This window comes from Streptomyces ochraceiscleroticus (genome assembly GCF_000720485.1).
Lineage (GTDB): Bacteria > Actinomycetota > Actinomycetes > Streptomycetales > Streptomycetaceae > Streptomyces > Streptomyces ochraceiscleroticus.
On record NZ_JOAX01000003.1, the window covers coordinates 211,934 to 232,687 of the forward strand.

Sequence of the window (20,754 nt, forward strand, 5' to 3'; positions counted from 1 at the left end):
GTCAGGCCACGTTGACCCTCTGTCCGGGCGGTGCCGCCTCCAGCCACGCGAGGAAGCCGGTGAGCGCGTCCTCGCTCATCGCCAGCTCCAGGCGCGTTCCGCGATGCCGGCAGGCGAGGACGAGGGAGTCGGAGAGCAGGGCGAGCTCTTCCTCGCCCTCCGGGCTGCGCCGCTCCAGTACCTCGATGGAGGCCCGCTCCAGGACGCGCCGCGGGCGTGGCGCATAGGAGAAGACCCGGAACCACTCGATGCGGTCACCGTTGTACCGGGCCACACCGTAGATCCAGCCTTTGCCGCTGGGCTCGCCGTCCGGCGTCGCGACGGCCGTCTCGGGCACGTCCCAGCGCAGACTGCAGTCGAACGTGCCGCCGGACCGCTGGATCAGCCGCCGCCGCAGTCCGAAGACGAAGAGCCCCAGTAGTACCAGGACGACGACCGCGGCGCTCACACACAGAGCGAGGACCATCTCCACCGACCTCCTCGCCTCGAATACGGGAAACGCACCTGCATCGGCTCAGCCGCGGACCGCTCTGGAGAATTCCAGCGCAGCCCGCGGCTGAGGGTAAAGCTCGTCTGTGACAGGGTTCAGTGAACGCCTGCCACCGCACGCAGCCGGACATCGGCGCGGCGCTCGGCGGCCGCGTCGGCCTCCGACTTCGCCCGCTCCAAGGCCCGCTCCGCGCGCTGGACATCGATCTCGTCCGACAGCTCGGCGATCTCCGCGAGCAGAGAAAGCTTGTTGTCGGCGAACGAGATGAAGCCGCCGTGCACCGCGGCGACGACCGTGCCGTCCCCGCTTTCGCCGGTCGTACGAATCGTCACCGGACCGGACTCCAGCACGCCGAGCAGCGGCTGGTGACCGGGCATGACGCCGATGTCGCCCGACGAGGTGCGCGCGACGACCAGGCTGGCCTCGCCGGACCAGACCTGACGGTCCGCGGCGACCAACTCGACGTGCAGCTCAGCCACGATGGCTCCTCGGGTCTTCACCTGCCGGTACAGCAGATGTCGGGTCAAATACTAGTGGGCGTCGGGCCCGGGGGCGGCAAGGGCCGCCCCCGGATCCGGAAGCCGGGGTCAGGAGACGCCCAGCTCCTTGGCGTTGGCCTTGAGGTCCTCAATGCCACCGCACATGAAGAACGCCTGCTCGGGGAAGTGGTCGTACTCACCGTCGGCGATGGCGTTGAACGCGGCGATGGACTCGTCCAGCGACACGTCGGAGCCGTCGACACCGGTGAACTGCTTCGCCACGTGGGTGTTCTGCGACAGGAAGCGCTCGATACGACGGGCACGGTGGACGGTGAGCTTGTCCTCCTCGCCCAGCTCGTCGATACCGAGAATCGCGATGATGTCCTGCAGGTCCTTGTACTTCTGCAGGATCGTCTTCACACGCGAGGCGCAGTCGTAGTGCTCCTGCGTGATGTAGCGCGGGTCCAGGATGCGGGACGTCGAGTCCAGCGGGTCCACCGCCGGGTAGATGCCCTTCTCCGAGATCGGACGCGACAGAACGGTCGTGGCGTCCAGGTGCGCGAAGGTGGTGGCCGGCGCCGGGTCGGTCAGGTCGTCCGCGGGGACGTAGATCGCCTGCATCGAGGTGATCGAGTGACCACGGGTCGAGGTGATGCGCTCCTGCAGGAGGCCCATCTCGTCCGCCAGGTTCGGCTGGTAACCCACCGCGGAGGGCATGCGGCCCAGCAGGGTGGACACCTCGGAACCCGCCTGGGTGTACCGGAAGATGTTGTCGATGAAGAAGAGGACGTCCTGCTTCTGGACGTCACGGAAGTACTCCGCCATCGTCAGACCGGCCAGCGCGACCCGCAGACGGGTGCCCGGGGGCTCGTCCATCTGGCCGAAGACCAGCGCGGTCTTGTCGATGACGCCGGACTCCGTCATCTCCTCGATGAGGTCGTTGCCCTCACGAGTACGCTCACCGACGCCCGCGAACACCGACACACCGTCGTGGTTGTTGGCGACGCGGTAGATCATTTCCTGGATCAGAACGGTCTTGCCGACACCGGCACCACCGAACAGACCGATCTTGCCGCCCTTGACGTACGGGGTCAGCAGGTCGATGACCTTGACGCCGGTCTCGAACATCTCGGTCTTGGACTCGAGCTGGTCGAAGGAGGGCGCCTTGCGGTGGATGGGCCAGCGCTCGGTGACCTCGGAAGCCGCCTCCGGCTTGTTGAGGATCTCGCCGAGGGTGTTGAACACCTTGCCCTTGGTGACGTCACCGACGGGGACGGTGATGCCCGCGCCCGTGTCGGTCACCGCGGCCTGGCGGACCAGACCGTCGGTGGGCTGCATCGAGATCGCGCGGACCAGGCCGTCACCCAGGTGCTGGGCGACCTCGAGGGTCAGCGTCTTCTTCTTGCCGGCCTCGGCCGGGTCGGCGACCTCGACGGTCAGCGCGTTGTAGATGTCCGGCATCGCGTCGACGGGGAACTCCACGTCGACGACCGGGCCGATGACCCGCGCGACGCGGCCCGTCGCCGTGGCCGTCTCAACAGTGGTGGTCATAGTTGTCAGTCACTCCCCGCGGTCGCGTCGGCCAGTGCGCTCGCGCCACCGACGATCTCGCTGATTTCCTGGGTGATTTCGGCCTGTCGGGCCGCGTTGGCAAGCCGCGAGAGCGACTTGATGAGCTCTTCCGCGTTGTCGGTCGCCGACTTCATCGCACGCCGGGTGGCGGCGTGCTTGGAGGCGGCGGCCTGCAGCAGCGCGTTGTAGATGCGCGACTCGACGTACCGCGGCAGCAGGGCGTCCAGGACGTCCTCCGCCGACGGCTCGAAGTCGAACAGCGGCAGCAGCTCGGTCTTGGACGCGGCCTCCTCGTCCTCGCCGCTCTTCGCGTCGAGGCTGAGCGGCAGCAGCCGGTCGTCGACCGGCGTCTGCGTCATCATCGACACGAACTCGGTGAAGACGATGTGGAGCTCGTCCACGCCGCCCTCGGCCGTGTCCCGCTGTACGGCCTCGATGAGGGGCGCCGCGACCGCCTTGGCGTCCGCGTACGTCGGGCTGTCGGTGAAGCCGGTCCACGAATCCACGACCTTGCGCTCGCGGAAGCCGTAGTACGACACACCCTTGCGGCCGACGATGTAGGCGTCGACCTCCTTGCCCTCGGCCTTGAGCCGCTCGGTGAGCTGCTCGGCGGCCTTGATGGCGTTGGAGGAGTAGCCGCCCGCGAGGCCGCGGTCGCTCGTGATGAGCAGGATCGCGGCCCGGGTCGGGTTCTCCACCTCGGTCGTCAGGGCGTGGTTGGTGTTCGAGCCGGTCGCAACCGCCGTCACCGCGCGGGTCAGTTCACTCGCGTACGGCGTCGATGCCGCCACCTGGCGCTGCGCCTTGACGATGCGCGAGGCGGCGATCATCTCCATCGCCTTGGTGATCTTCTTGGTCGCGGTGACGGAGCGGATGCGACGCTTGTAGACCCGGAGCTTGGCTCCCATGGATCAGGTCCCTTCCGTCGTCACTTGCCGGCGCCCGGAGCGTCCTCACCGAGCAGCTTGCCGTCCGAGGTCTCGAACTGCTGCTTGAAGGTGGCGACCGAGTCCGTGAGGGCCTGGATGGTGTCGTCGGACATCTTCCCGCCCTCGACGATGCCGGTGAGCAGTTCCTTCTTCTCGCGGCCCATCCAGTCGAGCAGCTCGCGCTCGAAGCGGCGGATGTCCTCCACCGGGACGTCGTCCATCTTGCCGGTGGTACCGGCCCAGATGGAGACGACCTGCTCCTCGACGGGCATCGGCTGGTACTGACCCTGCTTGAGCAGCTCGGTCATGCGCTGACCACGGGCGAGCTGCGCCTTGGAGGCCGCGTCCAGGTCGGAACCGAAGGCGGCGAACGCCTCCAGCTCACGGAACTGGGCGAGGTCCACGCGCAGTCGGCCGGAGACCTGCTTCATGGCCTTGTGCTGGGCGGAGCCACCGACTCGGGAGACGGAGATACCGACGTTCAGCGCCGGGCGCTGGCCCGCGTTGAACAGGTCGGACTCCAGGAAGCACTGGCCGTCGGTGATGGAGATGACGTTGGTCGGAATGAACGCCGACACGTCGTTCGCCTTGGTCTCGACGATCGGCAGACCGGTCATCGAACCGGCGCCCATGTCGTCCGACAGCTTCGCGCAGCGCTCCAGCAGACGCGAGTGCAGGTAGAAGACGTCGCCCGGGTAGGCCTCACGGCCCGGCGGACGGCGCAGCAGCAGCGACACGGCACGGTAGGCGTCGGCCTGCTTCGACAGGTCGTCGAAGATGATCAGGACGTGCTTGCCCTGGTACATCCAGTGCTGGCCGATGGCCGAACCGGTGTAGGGGGCGAGGTACTTGAAGCCCGCCGGGTCGGACGCCGGAGCCGCGACGATCGTCGTGTACTCCAGGGCGCCGGCCTCCTCCAGGGCGCCGCGCACGGACGCGATGGTGGAGCCCTTCTGGCCGACCGCGACGTAGATGCAGCGGACCTGCTTCTTCGGGTCGCCCGAGCGCCAGTTGTCGCGCTGGTTGATGATGGTGTCGACGGCCAGCGCGGTCTTGCCGGTCTGGCGGTCGCCGATGATCAGCTGACGCTGACCGCGGCCGATCGGCACCATCGAGTCGACGGCCTTGTAGCCGGTCTGCATGGGCTCATGCACCGACTTACGGACCATGACGCCCGGAGCCTGCAGCTCCAGGGCGCGGCGGCCCTCGGACTCGATCTCGCCGAGGCCGTCGATCGGGTTGCCCAGCGGGTCGACGACGCGGCCGAGGTAGCCCTCGCCCACGGCGACCGAGAGCACCTCACCGGTGCGCTGCACCGGCTGGCCCTCCTCGATACCGCTGAACTCGCCGAGGACGACCGCACCGATCTCGCGCTCTTCGAGGTTCAGCGCGAGGCCGAGGGTGCCGTCCTCGAACTTCAGCAGTTCGTTCGCCATCGCCGAGGGAAGTCCCTCGACCTTCGCGATGCCGTCACCGGCCTCGCTGACCGTCCCGACCTCCTCGCGCGAGGCCGCGTCCGGCTTGTACGCCTGGACAAAGTTCTCCAGCGCGTCCCGGATCTCCTCCGGCCGGATCGTGAGCTCCGCCATCTGGGTTCCCTGCTCTCCTTGTTGGGCCCGAAGTCTTGTTGCGGGGCATGGGCTCCCCCGCCGCAGGCAGAGGGCGGGTTCGCCCCCTGTTGCTGTTCCCTGCGTTACGGCCCAACTCGGGCCGCTGCTCATGCTGTTGAGTTGGTTGGCTGCCTCAGCCGGCCATCCGCCGCGACGCCTCGTCCAGGCGCTCGGAGATGGTCCCGTTGATGACCTCGTCACCGATGCGCACCTGCACGCCGCCGAGGACCTCGGGGTCCACGTCGAGGTTGAGGTGGACCCGCCGGCCGTACAGCGAGGCGAGTGCGGCGCCCAGGCGCTGCTTCTGCGTCTCGCTGATCGGCACCGCGGAGGTGACCACCGCGACCAGCCGGTCCCGGCGGTGCGCGGCGAGCTTGGACAGGGCGTCCAGCCCTGCATCCAGGCTACGGCCCCGCGGCTGTGCGACGAGTCGGACGACCAGCCGCTCGGTGACCGCGTTGGCGCGGCCGCCCAGCAGCGAGCGGATCAGCTCGGCCTTGGCCGCGTTGCCCGCCCGGCGGTCGACCAGTGCGGAGCGCAGCTCGGGCGAGGAGGACACGATCCGGCCGAACCGGAACAGCTCGTCCTCCACGTCGTCGAGCGCGCCGGACCGCTGTGCGGCGACGAGGTCGGCGCTGTACGCCAGCTCCTCGATGCCGTCCACCAGGTCACGCGACTGCGACCAGCGGGAGCGCACCATGCCGGAGACCAGATCGACGGTCTCGCCGCCGACCTGGCCGCCCAGCAGGCGCCCGGCCAGCTCGGCCTTGGCCTCGCCGGCCTGCGCCGGGTCGGTGAGGACCCGACGCAGCGACACCTCGCGGTCGAGCAGCGCGGTAACGGCAGCCAGCTCCTCGGCGAGCTTCGGCGCGTCGACGGTCACGTTGTCCGTCAGCGCGTCGAGACGCTCGCGTGCGGAGGCCAGTGCCTCGCGGCTCGCTCCATTCATCGGCCGGCCTCGGCCTTCGCCGTGTCGGTCGCCGCCTTCGCCTCGAGCTCGTCGAGGAAGCGGTCGATCGTGCGGCTCTGCCGGGCGTGGTCCTCGAGGGACTCACCGACGAGCTTGCCGGCCAGGTCGGTGGCGAGCTTGCCCACGTCCTGACGCAGCGTCTGCGCGGCCTGCTTCCGGTCCGCCTCGATCTGGGCGTGACCGGCGGCGATGATCTCCTCGCGCTGCCGCTGGCCTTCCGCGCGCATCTCGGCGATGAGCGCGGCACCCTGCTCCTGCGCCTCCTGGCGCAGGCGCGCGGCCTCGTGGCGGGCGTCGGCGAGCTGGGCCCGGTAGTCCTCCAGGACCTGCTGGGCCTCGGCCTGCGCGGCCTCCGCCTTCTCCATCCCGCCTTCGATCGCCGCACGGCGCTCGTCCAGAACCTTGTTGATGTTCGGGAGGAGCTTCTTGGCGAGGAAGCCGAAGACGATGAAGAAGGCGACCAGGCCGATGACGAGCTCTGGGATCGGCGGAATGAGGGGGTTCTGGGGAACCTCCACCTCACTCGCCAGGGTGACCAGGGCGTTCACATCAATGCCTTCCGTCTAAGGGGTTCGTCGATGTGGCTCGGTTTACTTGTAAACGAAGCCCATGACGATGCCGATCAGGGCGAGCGCCTCACAGAAGGCGAAACCCATGATCTGGTTGGTGCGGATCAGGCCGGCGGCCTCGGGCTGACGGGCCAGCGCCTGGGTGCCGTTACCGAAGATGATGCCGACGCCGACGCCGGGGCCGATGGCGGCCAGGCCGTAACCGATCGCGCTGGCGCTGCCGGTGAACGCTTCGGCGGAGGCGAGGGTCTGGAGAGCGGACATGCCGGTTCTTCCTTCTCTTTCAAGGACCGGTGGGGGTTGGCCACCGGACGACTGTGGGTTGGGGGAACGGGGGCTCAGTGGTGCTCGGCGAGCGCGCCCTGGACGTAGTTGCAGGCCAGCAGCACGAAGACGTACGCCTGGACGGCCTGGATGAACAGCTCGAAGGCGGTCATCACGATGGTCATCACGAAGGAGGCGCCCGCGTAGACGAAGCCGACGCCGTTCGCCAGGTAGAAGCTGGCGATGGTGAACATCACGATCAGCATGTGGCCCGCGAACATGTTCGCGAAGAGCCGGACCGCGTGGGTGAAGGGCCGGATGATCAGGTTCGAGAAGAACTCGATGACCATCAGCAGCGGCAGCACCGCACCGAGCGACTTGTCGTAGCCGGTGATGTTCTTCCAGCCGCCAACGAAGCCCTGCTTCTTGAAGGTGAGGTACACCCACAGGACCCAGACCATGATGGCGAGTCCGGCGGGGAAGGCGATGACCGATGTCACCGGGAACTGGGCGAGCGGAATGATCGACCAGATGTTCATGACCCACACGAAGAAGAAGAGCGACACCATGAAGGGGACGTACTTCTCGCCCTCCTTCTTGCCGAGCGCGTCATACACGAGCCCGCGGCGCACGAAGTCGTAGCCCGCTTCGGCGATCATCTGCAGCTTGCCCGGCACGACCTTCGCCCGTCCGAAAGCAGCCCAGAAGAACCACACCACGACGATGGTGCTGACCAGGGCCAGCAGCATCGGCTTGTTGAAGTTGAAGCTGCCGATCGAGAAGAGCGGCTCGAAGACGAACGAGTGCAGGCCGGGAGCCTCGAAGCCACACCCTGGAATGAAGAGGTGACACTCGGTGTTAAAGGCGAGCGTATTCATGTCAGCACTCACCGCGAGCTCCTTCAGCGTGGCGCATAGGTACGGCAACCTCGTTGTGTCGGCGCGGCGTTGATCCGCGGAACGGCACTGGACTGGTCTTACGGATTTGGGGGCGGCACTTCGGCACTGGGCCGGTTCGCGTCACAGGCGGGGGCCGCAGGAGAGGGTCGTCCTGCCCCGGGGGACTCGGGAGCCGCGCCGCCTGCGCCAACTGTGCCGCAGATGGCACCGGACGATAGCAGGCTTGCGTGGCTGCGTTTATCCCGGCCCTACGTCTCACGTCGCGGACCCCGCCGTTTCCGCGCGCTTCGCTTCGGCGGAGTCGGGGTCGACGTAGAGAATCTTCGCCTTCATGTACGCACGGGCCTGTGCGCCGATCCACACAAGGGTCGACGCGAGCAGCGTGAACGCGAATGCCTTGGTGTCGAAATGGGAGGTGTCCTTGAACGCCATCAGGAAGACCGCGACGAACAGGATCTGCACGGCGTACAGCATGAGCCCCATCATCTGGAACAGCCCGGGGTACTTCTTGGCGGTCTGCTGCAGGACGACGAGGCTGACACCCATCACGAAGAGCACCAGCACCACACCGACCACGGCACCGATCGCACCCTTTCCGCCGGCGACCAGCGCACTGACGACGACAGCGAGGGCGCCGACGACAAGCGTAGGGACGAGGGCACGAAGAAACAGGCGAGCGTCATGTGACTGCATGGCGGCGCTCCGGCGGGGTGGGGGCAGGTGTGCTCGCGGACGAGCGTAGACCCGGCACGACGGCGAGCTGACGAGCTGACGAGCCGAATGGTCTGTCCGACTCGGGACTTACGGCTCTATCACCGGGTCTCGTGAACGGTATCACAAACTATTTGATGAGGTCTTTACCTACTTCGTGTGCTACCTGTCACACGTGAGCAGTACCCCGCGCGTTGGTGCGCTGACGGCCGCCACTTTGTGTGCTATGCGACCGGAATGGTCCGATTTTCGGTGTGGTGAACATAATCTCGAAAAAAGCTGCGGCAATTTTCCGGAACCCGCGCTTCAGCGCCGGCTGCCGACCCCGCGCCAGTCGCTGAACCGGGACCGGTCGCCGATCGCGGTGGCCCCGTGGATCCCCGCCGGCACCGGCTCCCGCTGCTCCTCCTCCGCCGCGGCGGCCGCAGCGGACGGGCCGGCTTCCGCAGCCGCACCCGTGCCGGCCTGCCGCCGGTAGCGCGGCGGCACCATCCACTGCGCCCAGCGCGGCGTCCGCGGCCGGAACCGCGGGAGCAGCAGGAGACCGAGGCCCACCGCGCTCAGCGCGACGATGCCCAGGACGATCCAGACGCTGGCGTTGTTCACGGAGTACGCCACCGCGCCGAACGCGATCAGCGCCGACCAGAAGTACATGATCAGCACCGCGCGGCTGTGCGAGTGGCCGATCTCCAGGAGCCGGTGGTGCAGGTGGCCGCGGTCGGCCGTGAACGGCGACTGGCCGTTCCAGGTCCGCCGCACGATCGCGAGGACCAGGTCGGCGAAGGGCACCGCGATGATCGTCAGCGGCAGCAGCAGCGGGATGTAGACCGGCACCATCGTGTGCACCGCGAGCCGCTCGCTACCGGCGAAGAGCTGCATCGCGTCCGGGTCCACCTGGCCGGTGACCGAGATCGCGCCCGCGGCCAGCACCAGCCCGATCAGCATCGAGCCCGAGTCGCCCATGAAGATCCGCGCCGGGTGCATGTTGTGCGGCAGGAAGCCCAGGCACATGCCCATCAGAATCGCCGCGAAGAGCGAGGCGGGCGCCGCCGCCTCCAGGCCGTAGCCGTACCAGATGCGGTACGCGTACATGAAGAACGCGGCGGCCGCGATGCACACCATGCCGGAGGCGAGGCCGTCCAGGCCGTCGACGAAGTTCACCGCGTTGATGGTGATGACGACCAGCGCGACGGTGAGCAGCGTGCCCTGCATGGGGGTCAGCGAGACCGTGCCGATACCGGGGACCGGGATCCACAGGATCGTCAGACCCTGCAGGACCATCACGCCCGCGGCGATCATCTGGCCGCCGAGCTTGATGAGCGCGTCCACGCCCCACTTGTCGTCCAGGACGCCGAGGATCCAGATGAGCGCGGCGCCCGAGAGCAGGGCGCGCGGCTCGTTGGAGAACTCGAAGACGCTCTTGATGTTCGTCAGGTGGGCCGAGACCAGCAGACCCGCGCACAGACCCCCGAACATCGCGATGCCGCCGAGCCGCGGCGTCGGTTCGCGGTGCACGTCACGGGCGCGGATCTCCGGCATCGCGCCGGCCGCGATCGCGAATTTCCGTACCGGCCCGGTCAGCAGGTAAGTGACCGCGGCCGTGACGCACAGCGTCAGCAGGTATTCACGCACGGGCTGCCCCATTGGTATCGCTGGCCATCACAGCCACACACCATATGCGTGTCCGCCCCCCAGCCGTGAATGTAGGTATGGACGTTGCTCGCGCGGAAGTGGTTCCCGGATTCAGGCGTGCGGGGGATATGGCGGGAAGTTCCGGACCAGTTCCGTGGTCGCCGCACGGACCGCGCCGTCCTCCCGCAGTGCCGCTCCGATCAGCGCACCGACACGTGCCATCTCGGCTTCCCCCATTCCCTGCGTGGAAACGGCCGCGGTACCCAGCCGGATGCCGGTCCTGCGTACCGAGGCGTCCGCCGGGCAGGGCAGCGCGCAGGTGTCCAGGACGATGCCGGCCGCGGCCAGCCGGCCGCGCGCCGTCCGCGCGTCCAGGCCCACCGGCGCGGTGTCGGCGGTGATCAGGTGGGTGTCGGTGCCCCCGGTCGTGACCGTCAGGCCCTCCCCCTCCAGCGCCTCGGCGAGCGCCCGCGCGTTGGCCGTGACCCGGTGCGCGTACTCCGTGAACGCGGGCGTCGCGGCCTCCCCGAACGCCACCGCCTTCGCGGCCACCGTGTGCATCTGCGCGCCGCCCTGGGTGAACGGGAACACCGCCCGGTCGATCCGCTCGGCGAGGTCCGCGCCGCACAGGATCATGCCGCCGCGCGGGCCGCGCAGCACCTTGTGGGTGGTCGCGCACACCACGTCGGCGTACGGGACCGGGTTCGGCGCCGCTCCCCCGGCCACCAGCCCTATCGGGTGCGCCGCGTCCGCGATGAGGTACGCGCCCACCTCGTCGGCGATCTCCCGGAAGGCCGCGTAGTCGATGTGGCGCGGATACGAGATCGAGCCGCAGACGATGGCCTTGGGGCGGCGCCGGATCGCCAGCTCCCGGATGCGGTCGTAGTCCAGCAGACCGGTGTCCGGGTCCACGCCGTACCCGGCGAAGTCGAACCACCGTCCGGAGAAGTTCGCCGGCGAGCCGTGCGTGAGGTGACCGCCGTGCGGCAGCGACATGGCCAGCACGCTGTCCCCGGGGCGCAGCAGGGCCGCGTAGGCGGCCAGTACGGCCGAAGAGCCGCTGTGGGACTGGACGTTGGCGTGTTCGGCGCCGAAGAGGGCCTTGGCGCGTTCCACGGCCGTCCGCTCGGCGAAGTCCACCATTTCGCAGCCACCGTGGTGACGGGCGCCGGGATATCCCTCGGCGTACTTGTTGGCGAGCGGGGAGCCCAGCGCCGCGAGGACGGCCGGGGACGTGAAGTTCTCCGCGGCGATGAGCTGGAGGCCCGCCGCCTGCCGGGCGCTCTCGCCGAGGAGCGCCTCGGCGATCTGCGGGTCCTGGGCGCGCAGCTGCTCGAAGCCGGGGCCGCTCCAGGCGCCCGGCGTGCTCGCCTGCGGCGGCCCGTCGCTCTGCTGCCGGGCCGGCCGGGAGTGCGGGGTGGCGCTGCGGATGGACGCGGGAGTCGCTGGCATCGCTCGCTCCGGGCCTCGTACGGGGGACGTACGTCCAATGTAGGCGCGGAACGGCGTCCGGGCGCGGTGTACGGCGGGACGGAGCGGCCGGGCGGGTGTCAGGGGGCGTCTTACGGCCAGGGGCGGCCACGGGGCGGCCACGCGGGCCGTGAGGCGGCTCGGGCGGGTGGGACGGCTCAGGCGCGCGCGGGGACCCCGGTGAGGGCCGTGACGACCGGGTCGAGGGCCTGGTTGATCTCGTCGCCGATGGAGCGGAAGAACGTGATGGGCGCGCCGTAGGGGTCGTGCACCTCGTCGGCCTCGGCGTTCGGCGCGAGCAGCCAGCCGCGCAGCGCGGCGGCCGCGCCGACCAGGGCGCGGGCACGGACCACCAGGCCGCCGTCCGGCAGCGCCGGGTCCGGCCCGGGCAGGGTGGCCGGGTCTATGGCCTTCACCAGCCGGTTGAACTCCTTGAGCGTGAAGGTGCGCAGGCCCGCGGAGTGGCCCATGGAGATGACCTGGGCGCGGTGATCGCGGGTGGCGGTCAGGACCAGGTCGGCGCGGATGACGTGCTCGTCCAGCAGCTCGCGGCCGATGAAGCCGGCCGGGTCGGCGCCGTAGTCGGCCAGGACGGTGGCGGCGTGGGTCTCCATCGGGGCGCCCTCATGGCCCCAGGTGCCGGCGCTCTCCACCACGATCCCGCTGGTCAGCTCGGTACCGAGTCTGCGTTGCAGGCCATGGCGGTGCAGCCGCTCGGTGATCGGCGAGCGGCAGACGTTGCCGGTGCTGACGTGGAGGATGCGGAAGGTGTAGTCGTCGTGCGTTCCCGCTATGCCACGCCCCTGCGGGGCCATCAATTGGCCACCTCGAGCTCGGGTACGACCTTGCGGAGCTCGTCGGCGTCGAGGGCGCCGGCCCGCAGCAGCCGCGGGATCTTGCCCGTGACGTCGACGATGGAGGACGGCACGGCGGCGGGGGTGGGCCCGCCGTCCAGGTACACCGAGACGGAGTCCCCCAGCATGTCCTGGGCCGCGTCGCAGTCCTGCGGGGACGGGTGTCCCGTGAGGTTGGCGCTGGAGACGGCCATCGGGCCGAACTCGGTCAGCAGCTCGATGGCGACGGGGTGCAGCGGCATCCGCACGGCCACCGTGCCGCCGGTCTCGCCGAGGTCCCAGGTGAGCGAGGGCTGATGCCGCGCGACCAGGGTCAGCGCACCCGGCCAGAAGGCGTCCACCAGCTCCCACGCCTGCTCGGAGAAGTCCGTGACCAGGCCGTGCAGGGTGTTCGGCGAGCCGACCAGGACCGGCGAGGGCATGTTCCGGCCGCGGCCCTTGGCCTCCAGCAGGTCGCCGACGGCCTCCGAGTTGAAGGCGTCCGCGCCGATACCGTAAACGGTGTCGGTCGGCAGCACGACCAGCTCCCCGCGCCGGACCGCCGAGGCGGCCTCGCGCAGGCCGGTCGCGCGGTCGGTCGCGTCGCTGCAGTCGTATCGCCGTGCCATTAGCGGGCCTCCTGGTGCGGAACGGTGTTGGGGGTGGAACGGCGCCCGGCGGCGGCCGGGGCCCGGTCGAAAACTGCGGATACGGTCACGGCGTCGCCCTGCGGGCGGTCGCGAAGCGCGGCCGGTTGTTCAGGTCGGGGTGGTCGGCCGCGTCCGCCCAGCCGCGCTCCTCGGTGAAGATCCACGGCACCTGGCCGCCCTGGGTGTCGGCGTGCTCGATCACGACGACGCCGCCGGGCCGCAGCAGGCGGTGTGCGGTGCGTTCGATGCCCCGGATCGTGTCCAGGCCGTCCTCGCCGGAGAAGAGCGCGAGCTCGGGGTCGTGGTCGCGGGCCTCCGGTGCGACGTGCTCCCACTCGGTCAGCGGGATGTACGGCGGGTTCGAGACGACCAGGTCGACCTGGCCGTCCAGCTCGGGCAGCGCGGTCAGCGCGTCTCCCTGGTGGAGAACGACGCGGGACCCCTCGACGTTCTTGCGTGTCCACACCAGGGCGTCCTCGGACAGCTCCACGGCATGCACCCGCGAGCGCGGCACCTCCTGGGCGAGCGCGAGCGCGATCGCCCCGGAGCCCGTGCACAGGTCGACGATGAGCGGCTCGACGACGTCCATCGCGCGCACCGCGTCTATCGCCCAGCCCACCACGGACTCGGTCTCCGGCCGGGGCACGAACACCCCGGGGCCGACGTGCAGTTCGAGGTACCGGAAGAACGCGCGCCCGGTGATGTGCTGGAGCGGCTCGCGGGCCTCTCGGCGGGCGATCGCCTCCCAGTACCGGGCGTCGAAGTCCGCGTCCGCCACCATGTGGAGCTGGGACCGCTTGACGCCGTGCACGTGGGCCGCGAGCTCCTCGGCGTCGAAGCGCGGCGAGGGCACGCCCGCGTCGGCCAGCCGCTGGGTCGCCTGGGCCACCTCGGCGAGCAGCACGGACCGGGCCTTGGGCCCGCGGCCGGGCCGCTGAGGGGTGCCGTGTCCCCCGGGAGACTGCTGCACTGGTCCTCCAGCCGGTACGTACTTCGGTCGTGCGGTGAGTCGGAGCGGGCGTGACCGCCCGCCGCCGGGCTTACTGGGCGGCGGCGAGCTTGGCCGCCGAGTCGGCGTCCACGCACGCCTGGATGACCGGGTCGAGCTCGCCGTCGAGCACCTGGTCCAAGTTGTACGCCTTGAAGCCCACCCGGTGGTCGGAGATCCGGTTTTCCGGGAAGTTGTATGTCCGGATGCGCTCGGAGCGGTCGACCGTACGTACCTGGCTGCGCCGGGCGTCCGACGCCTCCTTCTCTGCCTCCTCCTGCGCCGCGGCGAGCAGCCGGGAGCGCAGGATGCGGAGCGCCTGCTCCTTGTTCTGGAGCTGGCTCTTCTCGTTCTGGCAGGAGACGACGATGCCGGTGGGCAGGTGGGTGATGCGCACGGCGGAGTCGGTGGTGTTGACCGACTGGCCGCCGGGGCCCGAGGAGCGGTAGACGTCGATCCGCAGGTCGTTCGGGCCGATCTCGACCTCGACCTCCTCGGCCTCGGGCGTGACGAGCACGCCGGCGGCGGAGGTGTGGATGCGGCCCTGCGACTCGGTCGCGGGCACGCGCTGCACGCGGTGCACGCCGCCCTCGTACTTCAGGCGGGCCCACACGCCCTGGCCGGGCTCGGTCTGGCCCTTGGTCTTCACGGCGACCTGGACGTCCTTGTAGCCGCCGAGGTCGGACTCGTTGGCGTCGAGGATCTCGGTCTTCCAGCCGATCCGCTCGGCGTAGCGCAGGTACATCCGCAGCAGGTCGCCGGCGAACAGCGCGGACTCCTCGCCGCCCTCGCCGGCCTTGACCTCGAGGATGACGTCCTTGTCGTCGCTGGGGTCACGCGGTACGAGCAGCAGCCGGAGCTTGTCGGTGAGCTCCTCGCGGCGGACCTCGCCCTCCTTCACCTCGTCGGCGAAGTCGGGATCGTCGGCGGCCAGTTCCCGGGCCGTCTCGATGTCGTCGCCGGTCTGCTTCCAGGCGCGGTAGGTGGCGATGATCGGGGTCAGTTCGGCGTAACGCTTGTTGAGCCGCATCGCCTCGCGCTGGTCGGCGTGGACCGCGGGGTCGGCGAGCCGCTTCTCGAGGTCGGCGTGTTCGCCGATCAGTTCCTCGACCGCCTCGAACATCGTGGTGTTCCTCTGCTGGCTGGGATGTACCGGGGGTGCCCGCGGCCGGCGGGCCGGCGGGCCAAGGACGGCAAAACGCCGGTCCGGTCGCCCCTGCGCGAGGGGCGACCGAGAACCGGCGCCTTGTGGGTCGCTACTTCTTGGCGGACCCGGCGGCCTTGCCGAAGCGGGCCTCGAAGCGGGCCACACGGCCACCGGTGTCGAGGATCTTCTGCTTGCCCGTGTAGAACGGGTGGCACTCGGAGCAGACGTCGGCGCGGATGGCGCCGCCTGCAACGGTGCTACGGGTGGTGAACGAGGCGCCACAGGTGCAGCTGACCTGGGTCTCGACGTACTCCGGGTGGATGTCGCGCTTCAAGGGAATCTCCTATGTATCGGGAGGGCACCGGGTCGTGCTCGCGGGATGCGTCACGTGAACCGGGGCCGACGGTCCAGTTTGCCAGTACTGGCCGCATCTCCCCAAACCGGGGGGCGGCTCCCGATATTCCCGGCCCCCGCGCGGGGCCGGATACCGGAGCCGCCTTCTTCACCGTACGTAGTTGCTCGTACCGCCCTTGTCGCCCGCCGAGTCCTTCAGGGCCGACTTCGGGATCGCCTTGTCCTCCCGCAGCGCCTTCCAGACCTGCTTGTTCGCGGCCTCCAGCGGCAGCACCCGGTTCGGGTTCTGCGGGTCGTACGTCACCGGCAGCGTGGCCATGTTGATGTGGTCCGAGCCGATGCCGCCGACGCTCTTGGCCAGGCCGACCAGCGCGTTCACCGAGTTCAGCTTGGTGTCGGTGGTGATCGCCCTGGTGGCGGTGTTCCCGATGTCGTAGAGCTTCGCCGGGTTCGAGAGCACACCGAGCTGCTTGAACTGGTCCATCAGCGCCTTGATGAAGGTCTGCTGCAGCTGGATGCGGCCCAGGTCACTGCCGTCGCCGCCGGGCACGCCGTGCCGGGTGCGGACCAGGCCGAGGGCCTGCTCGCCGTCCAGCTTGTGCGTACCGGGGTCCAGGTCGAGGTGGCTGTCCGGGTCGTGGATGGGCTTCGTCGTGGTGATGTCGACGCCGCCGAGGGCGGTGATCAGCTTCTTGAAGCCGCTGAAGTCGACCTCGACGAAATGGTCCATACGGATGCCGCTCATGGACTCCACCGTCTTGACGGCACAGGCCGGGCCGCCGACCTCGTACGCGGTGTTGAACATGACGTGCTGCGCCGGCGGGGTCTGCTGCCCGCCCTTGGTGCACGAGGGCCGCGAGATCAGGGTGTCCCGCGGGATGCTCACCACGCTGGCCTTCTTGTGGCCCTTGTAGACGTGCACCACCATCGCGGTGTCGGAGCGGGCACCGCCGCCGTCCGAGCCGTACTTGGCGTTGTCCCCGGCCCGGGAGTCCGAGCCGAGCACCAGGATGTCCATCGAGCCGTTGTCGACGTTGTCCGGCCGGTCGGCGCCCAGCGCCGCGTCGATGTCCACGCCCTTGAGGTTGCCGTTGAGCTGGTAGTAGACGAATCCGAGCCCCGCGCCGGCCAGCAGCACACAGCTCACCAGCGCGCACAGCGTGATCGTCAGCGCCCTGCGGCGCCTCGTGGGTCCCTTACGCCGGCGGCCGGTGGCGCGTATGCCGTGGGAACGGCTCGCGGCCGTCCGTCCGGCCCTGCTGCTGTCCGCCATCTGCTCCTCAGTCCTCTTGCTCGGCCGGCCTCGCCGTCCCCGGCTGTCACGTCCTCTCACCGGTGGTGGTCTCGCACCCCTTCAGACGGGAGGCATCCGGGAAGGGTTGCACAGACGGCGGGGCGGGCACGGCTGCGCCGGCCGGGCGTGCCGGACTCGCCGTACGGCCGTTCGCACCTCGCTCACCAGGGCTTTTGTCCGGCTCGTCGGCCGCACACCGGGACGTATAAGGACTTTATGTCTGTGCGGAAGGTCTCAAGAGGGGCCCTTGGGGGCGCGTCATGCGTCACACCATTTTCACGGGCCGTCCGCACGGCCGCGGTACGACGAAGCCCTCCCCGTCACCGGAGTGACGGGGAGGGCTTTCGCTGACGGCGCGCGGCCGCCGGGCGGCGTCAGTCGTTGCCGTTGCCCGGGGTCGGCGTCGTCTTCTGGATCTGCAGCAGGAACTCCGCGTTGGACTTCGTCTGCTTCATCTTGTCCAGCAGCAGCTCGATGGCCTGCTGCTGGTCCAGGGCGTGCAGCACCCGGCGCAGCTTCCACACGACCGCCAGCTCGTCGCTGGACATGAGGATCTCTTCCTTACGCGTACCGGACGCGTCCACGTCCACCGCGGGGAAGATGCGCTTGTCCGCGAGCTTCCGGTCGAGCTTGAGCTCCATGTTGCCGGTGCCCTTGAACTCCTCGAAGATCACCTCGTCCATCCGCGAGCCGGTCTCGACCAGCGCGGTGGCCAGGATGGTCAGCGAGCCGCCGTCCTCGATGTTGCGCGCCGCACCGAAGAAGCGCTTCGGCGGGTACAGCGCGGTCGAGTCGACACCACCGGACAGGATGCGGCCGGAGGCGGGCGCCGCGAGGTTGTACGCGCGGCCCAGACGGGTGATGGAGTCCAGCAGCACGACGACGTCGTGACCCAGCTCCACCAGGCGCTTCGCGCGCTCGATGGCGAGCTCGGCGACGGTGGTGTGGTCCTCGGCCGGGCGGTCGAAGGTCGAGGAGATGACCTCGCCCTTGACCGACCGCTGCATGTCGGTGACCTCTTCCGGACGCTCGTCGACGAGGACGACCATCAGGTGGCACTCGGGGTTGTTGCGGGTGATCGCGTTGGCGACCGCCTGCATGATCATGGTCTTACCGGTCTTCGGCGGGGCCACGATCAGACCGCGCTGGCCCTTGCCGATCGGCGACACGAGGTCGATGATCCGCGTGGTGAGCTGGCCGGCCTCGCCCTCCAGGCGCAGCCGCTCCTGCGGGTACAGGGGCGTCAGCTTGCCGAACTCCGGGCGGCCGCGGCCCTGTTCGGGGGCGACGGAGTTGACCGAGTCCAGGCGCACCAGCGCGTTGAACTTCTCGCGGCGCTCGCCCTCGCGGGGCTGGCGGACCGCGCCGGTGACGTGGTCACCCTTGCGGAGGCCGTTCTTGCGGACCTGGGCGAGGGAGACGTACACGTCGTTCGGACCGGGCAGGTAGCCGGAGGTCCGGATGAACGCGTAGTTGTCGAGGATGTCCAGGATGCCCGCGACGGGGATCAGGACGTCGTCCTCGGCGACCTGCGGCTCGGCACCGAAGTCGTCGCGGCCGCGCCGGCCACGGCGGTCCCGGTAACGGCCCCGGCGCCCGCGCCGGCCGCCGCTCTCGTCGTCGAAGTCGTCCTGGCGGCCGCCCTGCTGGCGGTTGCCGCCGCCCTGCTGACCCTGGCCCTGACCCTGCTGGCCGCCGTCGTTGCCGTCGTTGTTCTTGCGGCGGTCGCGGCCGCCGCGGCGGTCGCCCTTCTGGCCGCGGTCCTGACGGTCGCCGCGGTCCTGACGGTCACCGCGGTCCTGGCGGCCCTCGCCGCCCTTGCGGCCCTCGCCCTCCTGGCCGGACCCGTCCTTCTGACCGTCCTTGACCTCGGTCTTCTGCTCGGCCTTGGCCTCGCCGGCGGCGGACTCGGGGCTCCCGGCAGCGGCGGTGGCGCGGCGCCGGCGGCGCTCGCCGGCCGGCTGCTCGTCGCCGGCGCCCTGGCCGGGGATCTCGATCTGCTGCTGGCCTGCGGTGTCCGCGGCCTTCTCCGCCTTCTCCGCCTTGGCGGGCTTCTCGGCGGTCTTCTCGGCCGCCGCCTCGCCGGTACGGGCCTTGGAGGTGGCCCGGCGCTTGGGCTTGGCGGTCTCTGCGGGCGCGTCGGCAGATGCCTCGGCGGCCTTGGCCGCACCGGCACCGCCGGCGGCCTGCTTCTCCTTGATGACCTCGATGAGCTGGCTCTTGCGCATCCGCGCGGTGCCCTTGATGCCGAGGCTGGAGGCTACCTGCTGCAGCTCGGCCAGGACCATGCCCTCGAGGCCGGTGCCGGAACGGCGTCGCCGCGAGGCACCAGTGGCGGCCCCGGTGGCAGGCGCGGCGGGAGCGTCCGTGGCGGGCGCTGCGGCACTGCCATCGGTGCGTACGCCCATCAGATCGGTGGTGTCGCTCACGAAGGGTCCTTCCCTGGAGCGGGCGTCGGCCTGTCTGGCTCGGCGACCGGTTGTGCTGTCCGACCGCGGTCCCTCGACGTTCACGGACCGGGCCGGGGCGGTGGTCCCGCCGAATTCGGCGGAGAGATCAGTTCATGATTCCGACGCGAAAGATGCTGCGCATTCATGCAGGTCACGCTTCATGCACATCACGCCGATTTCCGGAGCGTGCTCGCTTCTGCTTTAGGTCTTTGCTCCAAGCAGGTTGGGAGGCTCCCGGAAGAAAAGTGGTCCCGACTGGGGACGCGAAGCACCTCGCCGCTGCGGCGTCGGGTACTCACTTGAGGTTAACACTACCGGATCCAACAAACATTCCCCCTCTCTCAGACCGGCAATCCGTCGGTCACCCCGCGAGCGGCAGGACGCTCGTCCCCGCCGCGTCGAGGGACAGCCGGTTGGCCGCCCATCCCTCGCCCGCCAGGCGCGCGACCTTGTCGGCCGCTCCCTCCTCGACCAGCGCGAGCACCGTCGGGCCCGCACCGGAGACGACCGCGGGGACACCGTCCGCACGCAGTCGGTTCACCAGGGCGATGCTCTCCGGCATGGCCGGCGCGCGGTACTCCTGGTGAAGTCGGTCCTCGGTCGCCGCCAGCAGCAGCTCGGGGCGCCTGGTCAGGGCCTCGACGAGCAGCGCTGCGCGACCGGCGTTCGCCGCCGCGTCCCCGTGCGGCACGGTGCGCGGCAGCAGGCCGCGCGCGGTTTCGGTGAGCACCGGCTTGCCGGGCACGAAAACCACCGGAACGACGGAACGGGCGGGCTCCATCCTGATGGCACGCGCCGCACCGGCGTCCATCCAGGACAGCGTGAATCCGCCGAGCAGACAGGCGGCGACATTGTCGGGGTGGCCCTCGATCTCGGTGGCCAGTTCCAGCAGTGCGGCGTCGTCGAGCTTCTGCTCGCCGCCTATCGTCACCGCCCGGGCGGCGACGATGCCGGCGCAGATGGCCGCCGAGGAGGAGCCCAGGCCCCGGCCGTGCGGGATGCGGTTGGCGCACACGACCTCGAGACCGCGCGGCTGCCCGCCCAGCAGGTCGAACGCGGTACGCAGGGACCGTACGAGCAGGTGGCTCTCGTCGCGCGGCAGGGTCTCGGCACCCTCGCCCGCGATGTCGATGTGCAGTCCGGAGTCGGCGACGCGTACTACGACGTCGTCGTACAGACCCAGGGACAGGCCGAGGGCGTCGAAGCCGGGACCGAGATTGGCGCTGGTGGCGGGGGTGCGCACCCGGACGGCGGCGGCGCGGAACGCTGGACCGGCCATCGCTCGATGACTCTCCTTGATGTGAAACTGCGGTACTGCCCCGAAGCGCCGCGGTACCGAGGCACCTGATCGACTCATGGGGTCCGTTCTGACCTGCCCTGCACACCACTGCACTATGCCGCGGGGAGGGGAGTTGGCTGCCAGCCTATCGAAGGAAGGTTCAG

General features: G+C 69.8%; 20 protein-coding genes. All 20 read right to left on the minus strand.

Annotated elements, in window-relative coordinates:
- Window position 1: 1 nt before the first annotated feature.
- Entirely contained in the window at window positions 2–466 is a 465-nt protein-coding gene (locus IG84_RS0105165; protein WP_031051816.1) for a DUF2550 domain-containing protein, read from the minus strand.
- A gap of 119 nt (window positions 467–585) precedes the next feature.
- A complete protein-coding gene (locus IG84_RS0105170) occupies window positions 586–969 on the minus strand; it encodes a F0F1 ATP synthase subunit epsilon (protein WP_030258514.1) in 384 nt (127 codons plus the stop codon).
- A gap of 108 nt (window positions 970–1,077) precedes the next feature.
- Complete coding sequence (gene atpD / locus IG84_RS0105175; protein WP_031051817.1) at window positions 1,078–2,520, minus strand: F0F1 ATP synthase subunit beta; 1,443 nt, start codon at window positions 2,518–2,520, stop codon at window positions 1,078–1,080.
- A 5-nt stretch (window positions 2,521–2,525) separates the two neighbouring features.
- Entirely contained in the window at window positions 2,526–3,449 is a 924-nt protein-coding gene (locus tag IG84_RS0105180; RefSeq protein WP_031051818.1) for a F0F1 ATP synthase subunit gamma, read from the minus strand.
- A gap of 20 nt (window positions 3,450–3,469) precedes the next feature.
- Window positions 3,470–5,059, minus strand: a complete 1,590-nt coding sequence (atpA, locus tag IG84_RS0105185; protein ID WP_030258522.1) for a F0F1 ATP synthase subunit alpha — start codon at window positions 5,057–5,059, stop codon at window positions 3,470–3,472.
- A 154-nt stretch (window positions 5,060–5,213) separates the two neighbouring features.
- Window positions 5,214–6,029 carry a F0F1 ATP synthase subunit delta gene (locus tag IG84_RS0105190; protein WP_031051821.1) on the minus strand — a complete coding sequence of 272 codons (816 nt, stop codon included), beginning with the start codon at window positions 6,027–6,029 and terminating at the stop codon, window positions 5,214–5,216.
- Window positions 6,026–6,598, minus strand: a complete 573-nt coding sequence (locus IG84_RS0105195; RefSeq protein ID WP_031051823.1) for a F0F1 ATP synthase subunit B — start codon at window positions 6,596–6,598, stop codon at window positions 6,026–6,028. Before IG84_RS0105195 ends, IG84_RS0105190 begins: the two co-directional genes overlap by 4 nt.
- A gap of 42 nt (window positions 6,599–6,640) precedes the next feature.
- The gene (atpE, locus tag IG84_RS0105200; RefSeq protein WP_030258535.1) at window positions 6,641–6,883 is read right to left on the minus strand and encodes an ATP synthase F0 subunit C; all 243 of its coding nucleotides are present in this window, start codon (window positions 6,881–6,883) and stop codon (window positions 6,641–6,643) included.
- A 74-nt stretch (window positions 6,884–6,957) separates the two neighbouring features.
- A complete protein-coding gene (gene atpB / locus IG84_RS0105210) occupies window positions 6,958–7,773 on the minus strand; it encodes a F0F1 ATP synthase subunit A (protein ID WP_031051824.1) in 816 nt (271 codons plus the stop codon).
- Window positions 7,774–8,037: 264 nt separating this feature from the next.
- Window positions 8,038–8,475 (minus strand): Cg1360 family ATP-synthase-associated protein, encoded by a 438-nt coding sequence (locus tag IG84_RS0105215; RefSeq protein WP_031051825.1) that lies wholly within the window; start codon window positions 8,473–8,475, stop codon window positions 8,038–8,040.
- Between the two features lie 324 nt (window positions 8,476–8,799).
- On the minus strand, window positions 8,800–10,137 hold the full coding sequence (locus tag IG84_RS0105220; protein WP_031051826.1) for an MraY family glycosyltransferase: 1,338 nt from the start codon (window positions 10,135–10,137) through the stop codon (window positions 8,800–8,802).
- A gap of 99 nt (window positions 10,138–10,236) precedes the next feature.
- Window positions 10,237–11,577: a serine hydroxymethyltransferase gene (locus tag IG84_RS0105225; RefSeq protein WP_031051829.1), complete on the minus strand. Its 1,341-nt coding sequence runs from the start codon at window positions 11,575–11,577 to the stop codon at window positions 10,237–10,239.
- A 176-nt stretch (window positions 11,578–11,753) separates the two neighbouring features.
- Window positions 11,754–12,413 carry an arsenate reductase/protein-tyrosine-phosphatase family protein gene (locus IG84_RS0105230; protein ID WP_031051832.1) on the minus strand — a complete coding sequence of 220 codons (660 nt, stop codon included), beginning with the start codon at window positions 12,411–12,413 and terminating at the stop codon, window positions 11,754–11,756.
- Window positions 12,410–13,057 (minus strand): L-threonylcarbamoyladenylate synthase, encoded by a 648-nt coding sequence (locus tag IG84_RS0105235; RefSeq protein WP_030258559.1) that lies wholly within the window; start codon window positions 13,055–13,057, stop codon window positions 12,410–12,412. The genes IG84_RS0105230 and IG84_RS0105235 overlap by 4 nt, the downstream gene beginning before the upstream one ends.
- 85 nt (window positions 13,058–13,142) lie before the next feature.
- Window positions 13,143–13,982 carry a peptide chain release factor N(5)-glutamine methyltransferase gene (gene prmC / locus IG84_RS0105240; protein WP_030621168.1) on the minus strand — a complete coding sequence of 280 codons (840 nt, stop codon included), beginning with the start codon at window positions 13,980–13,982 and terminating at the stop codon, window positions 13,143–13,145.
- 136 nt (window positions 13,983–14,118) lie between these two features.
- A complete protein-coding gene (prfA, locus tag IG84_RS0105245) occupies window positions 14,119–15,189 on the minus strand; it encodes a peptide chain release factor 1 (protein ID WP_031051834.1) in 1,071 nt (356 codons plus the stop codon).
- A 133-nt stretch (window positions 15,190–15,322) separates the two neighbouring features.
- Window positions 15,323–15,547, minus strand: a complete 225-nt coding sequence (gene rpmE, locus IG84_RS0105250; RefSeq protein ID WP_030258568.1) for a 50S ribosomal protein L31 — start codon at window positions 15,545–15,547, stop codon at window positions 15,323–15,325.
- 168 nt (window positions 15,548–15,715) lie between these two features.
- Entirely contained in the window at window positions 15,716–16,840 is a 1,125-nt protein-coding gene (locus tag IG84_RS0105255) for an LCP family protein (protein WP_031051836.1), read from the minus strand.
- 395 nt (window positions 16,841–17,235) lie between these two features.
- Window positions 17,236–19,290 (minus strand): transcription termination factor Rho, encoded by a 2,055-nt coding sequence (rho, locus tag IG84_RS0105260; RefSeq protein WP_031051837.1) that lies wholly within the window; start codon window positions 19,288–19,290, stop codon window positions 17,236–17,238.
- Window positions 19,291–19,672: 382 nt separating this feature from the next.
- Window positions 19,673–20,590 (minus strand): homoserine kinase, encoded by a 918-nt coding sequence (thrB, locus tag IG84_RS0105265; RefSeq protein ID WP_031051838.1) that lies wholly within the window; start codon window positions 20,588–20,590, stop codon window positions 19,673–19,675.
- Window positions 20,591–20,754: the final 164 nt, after the last annotated feature.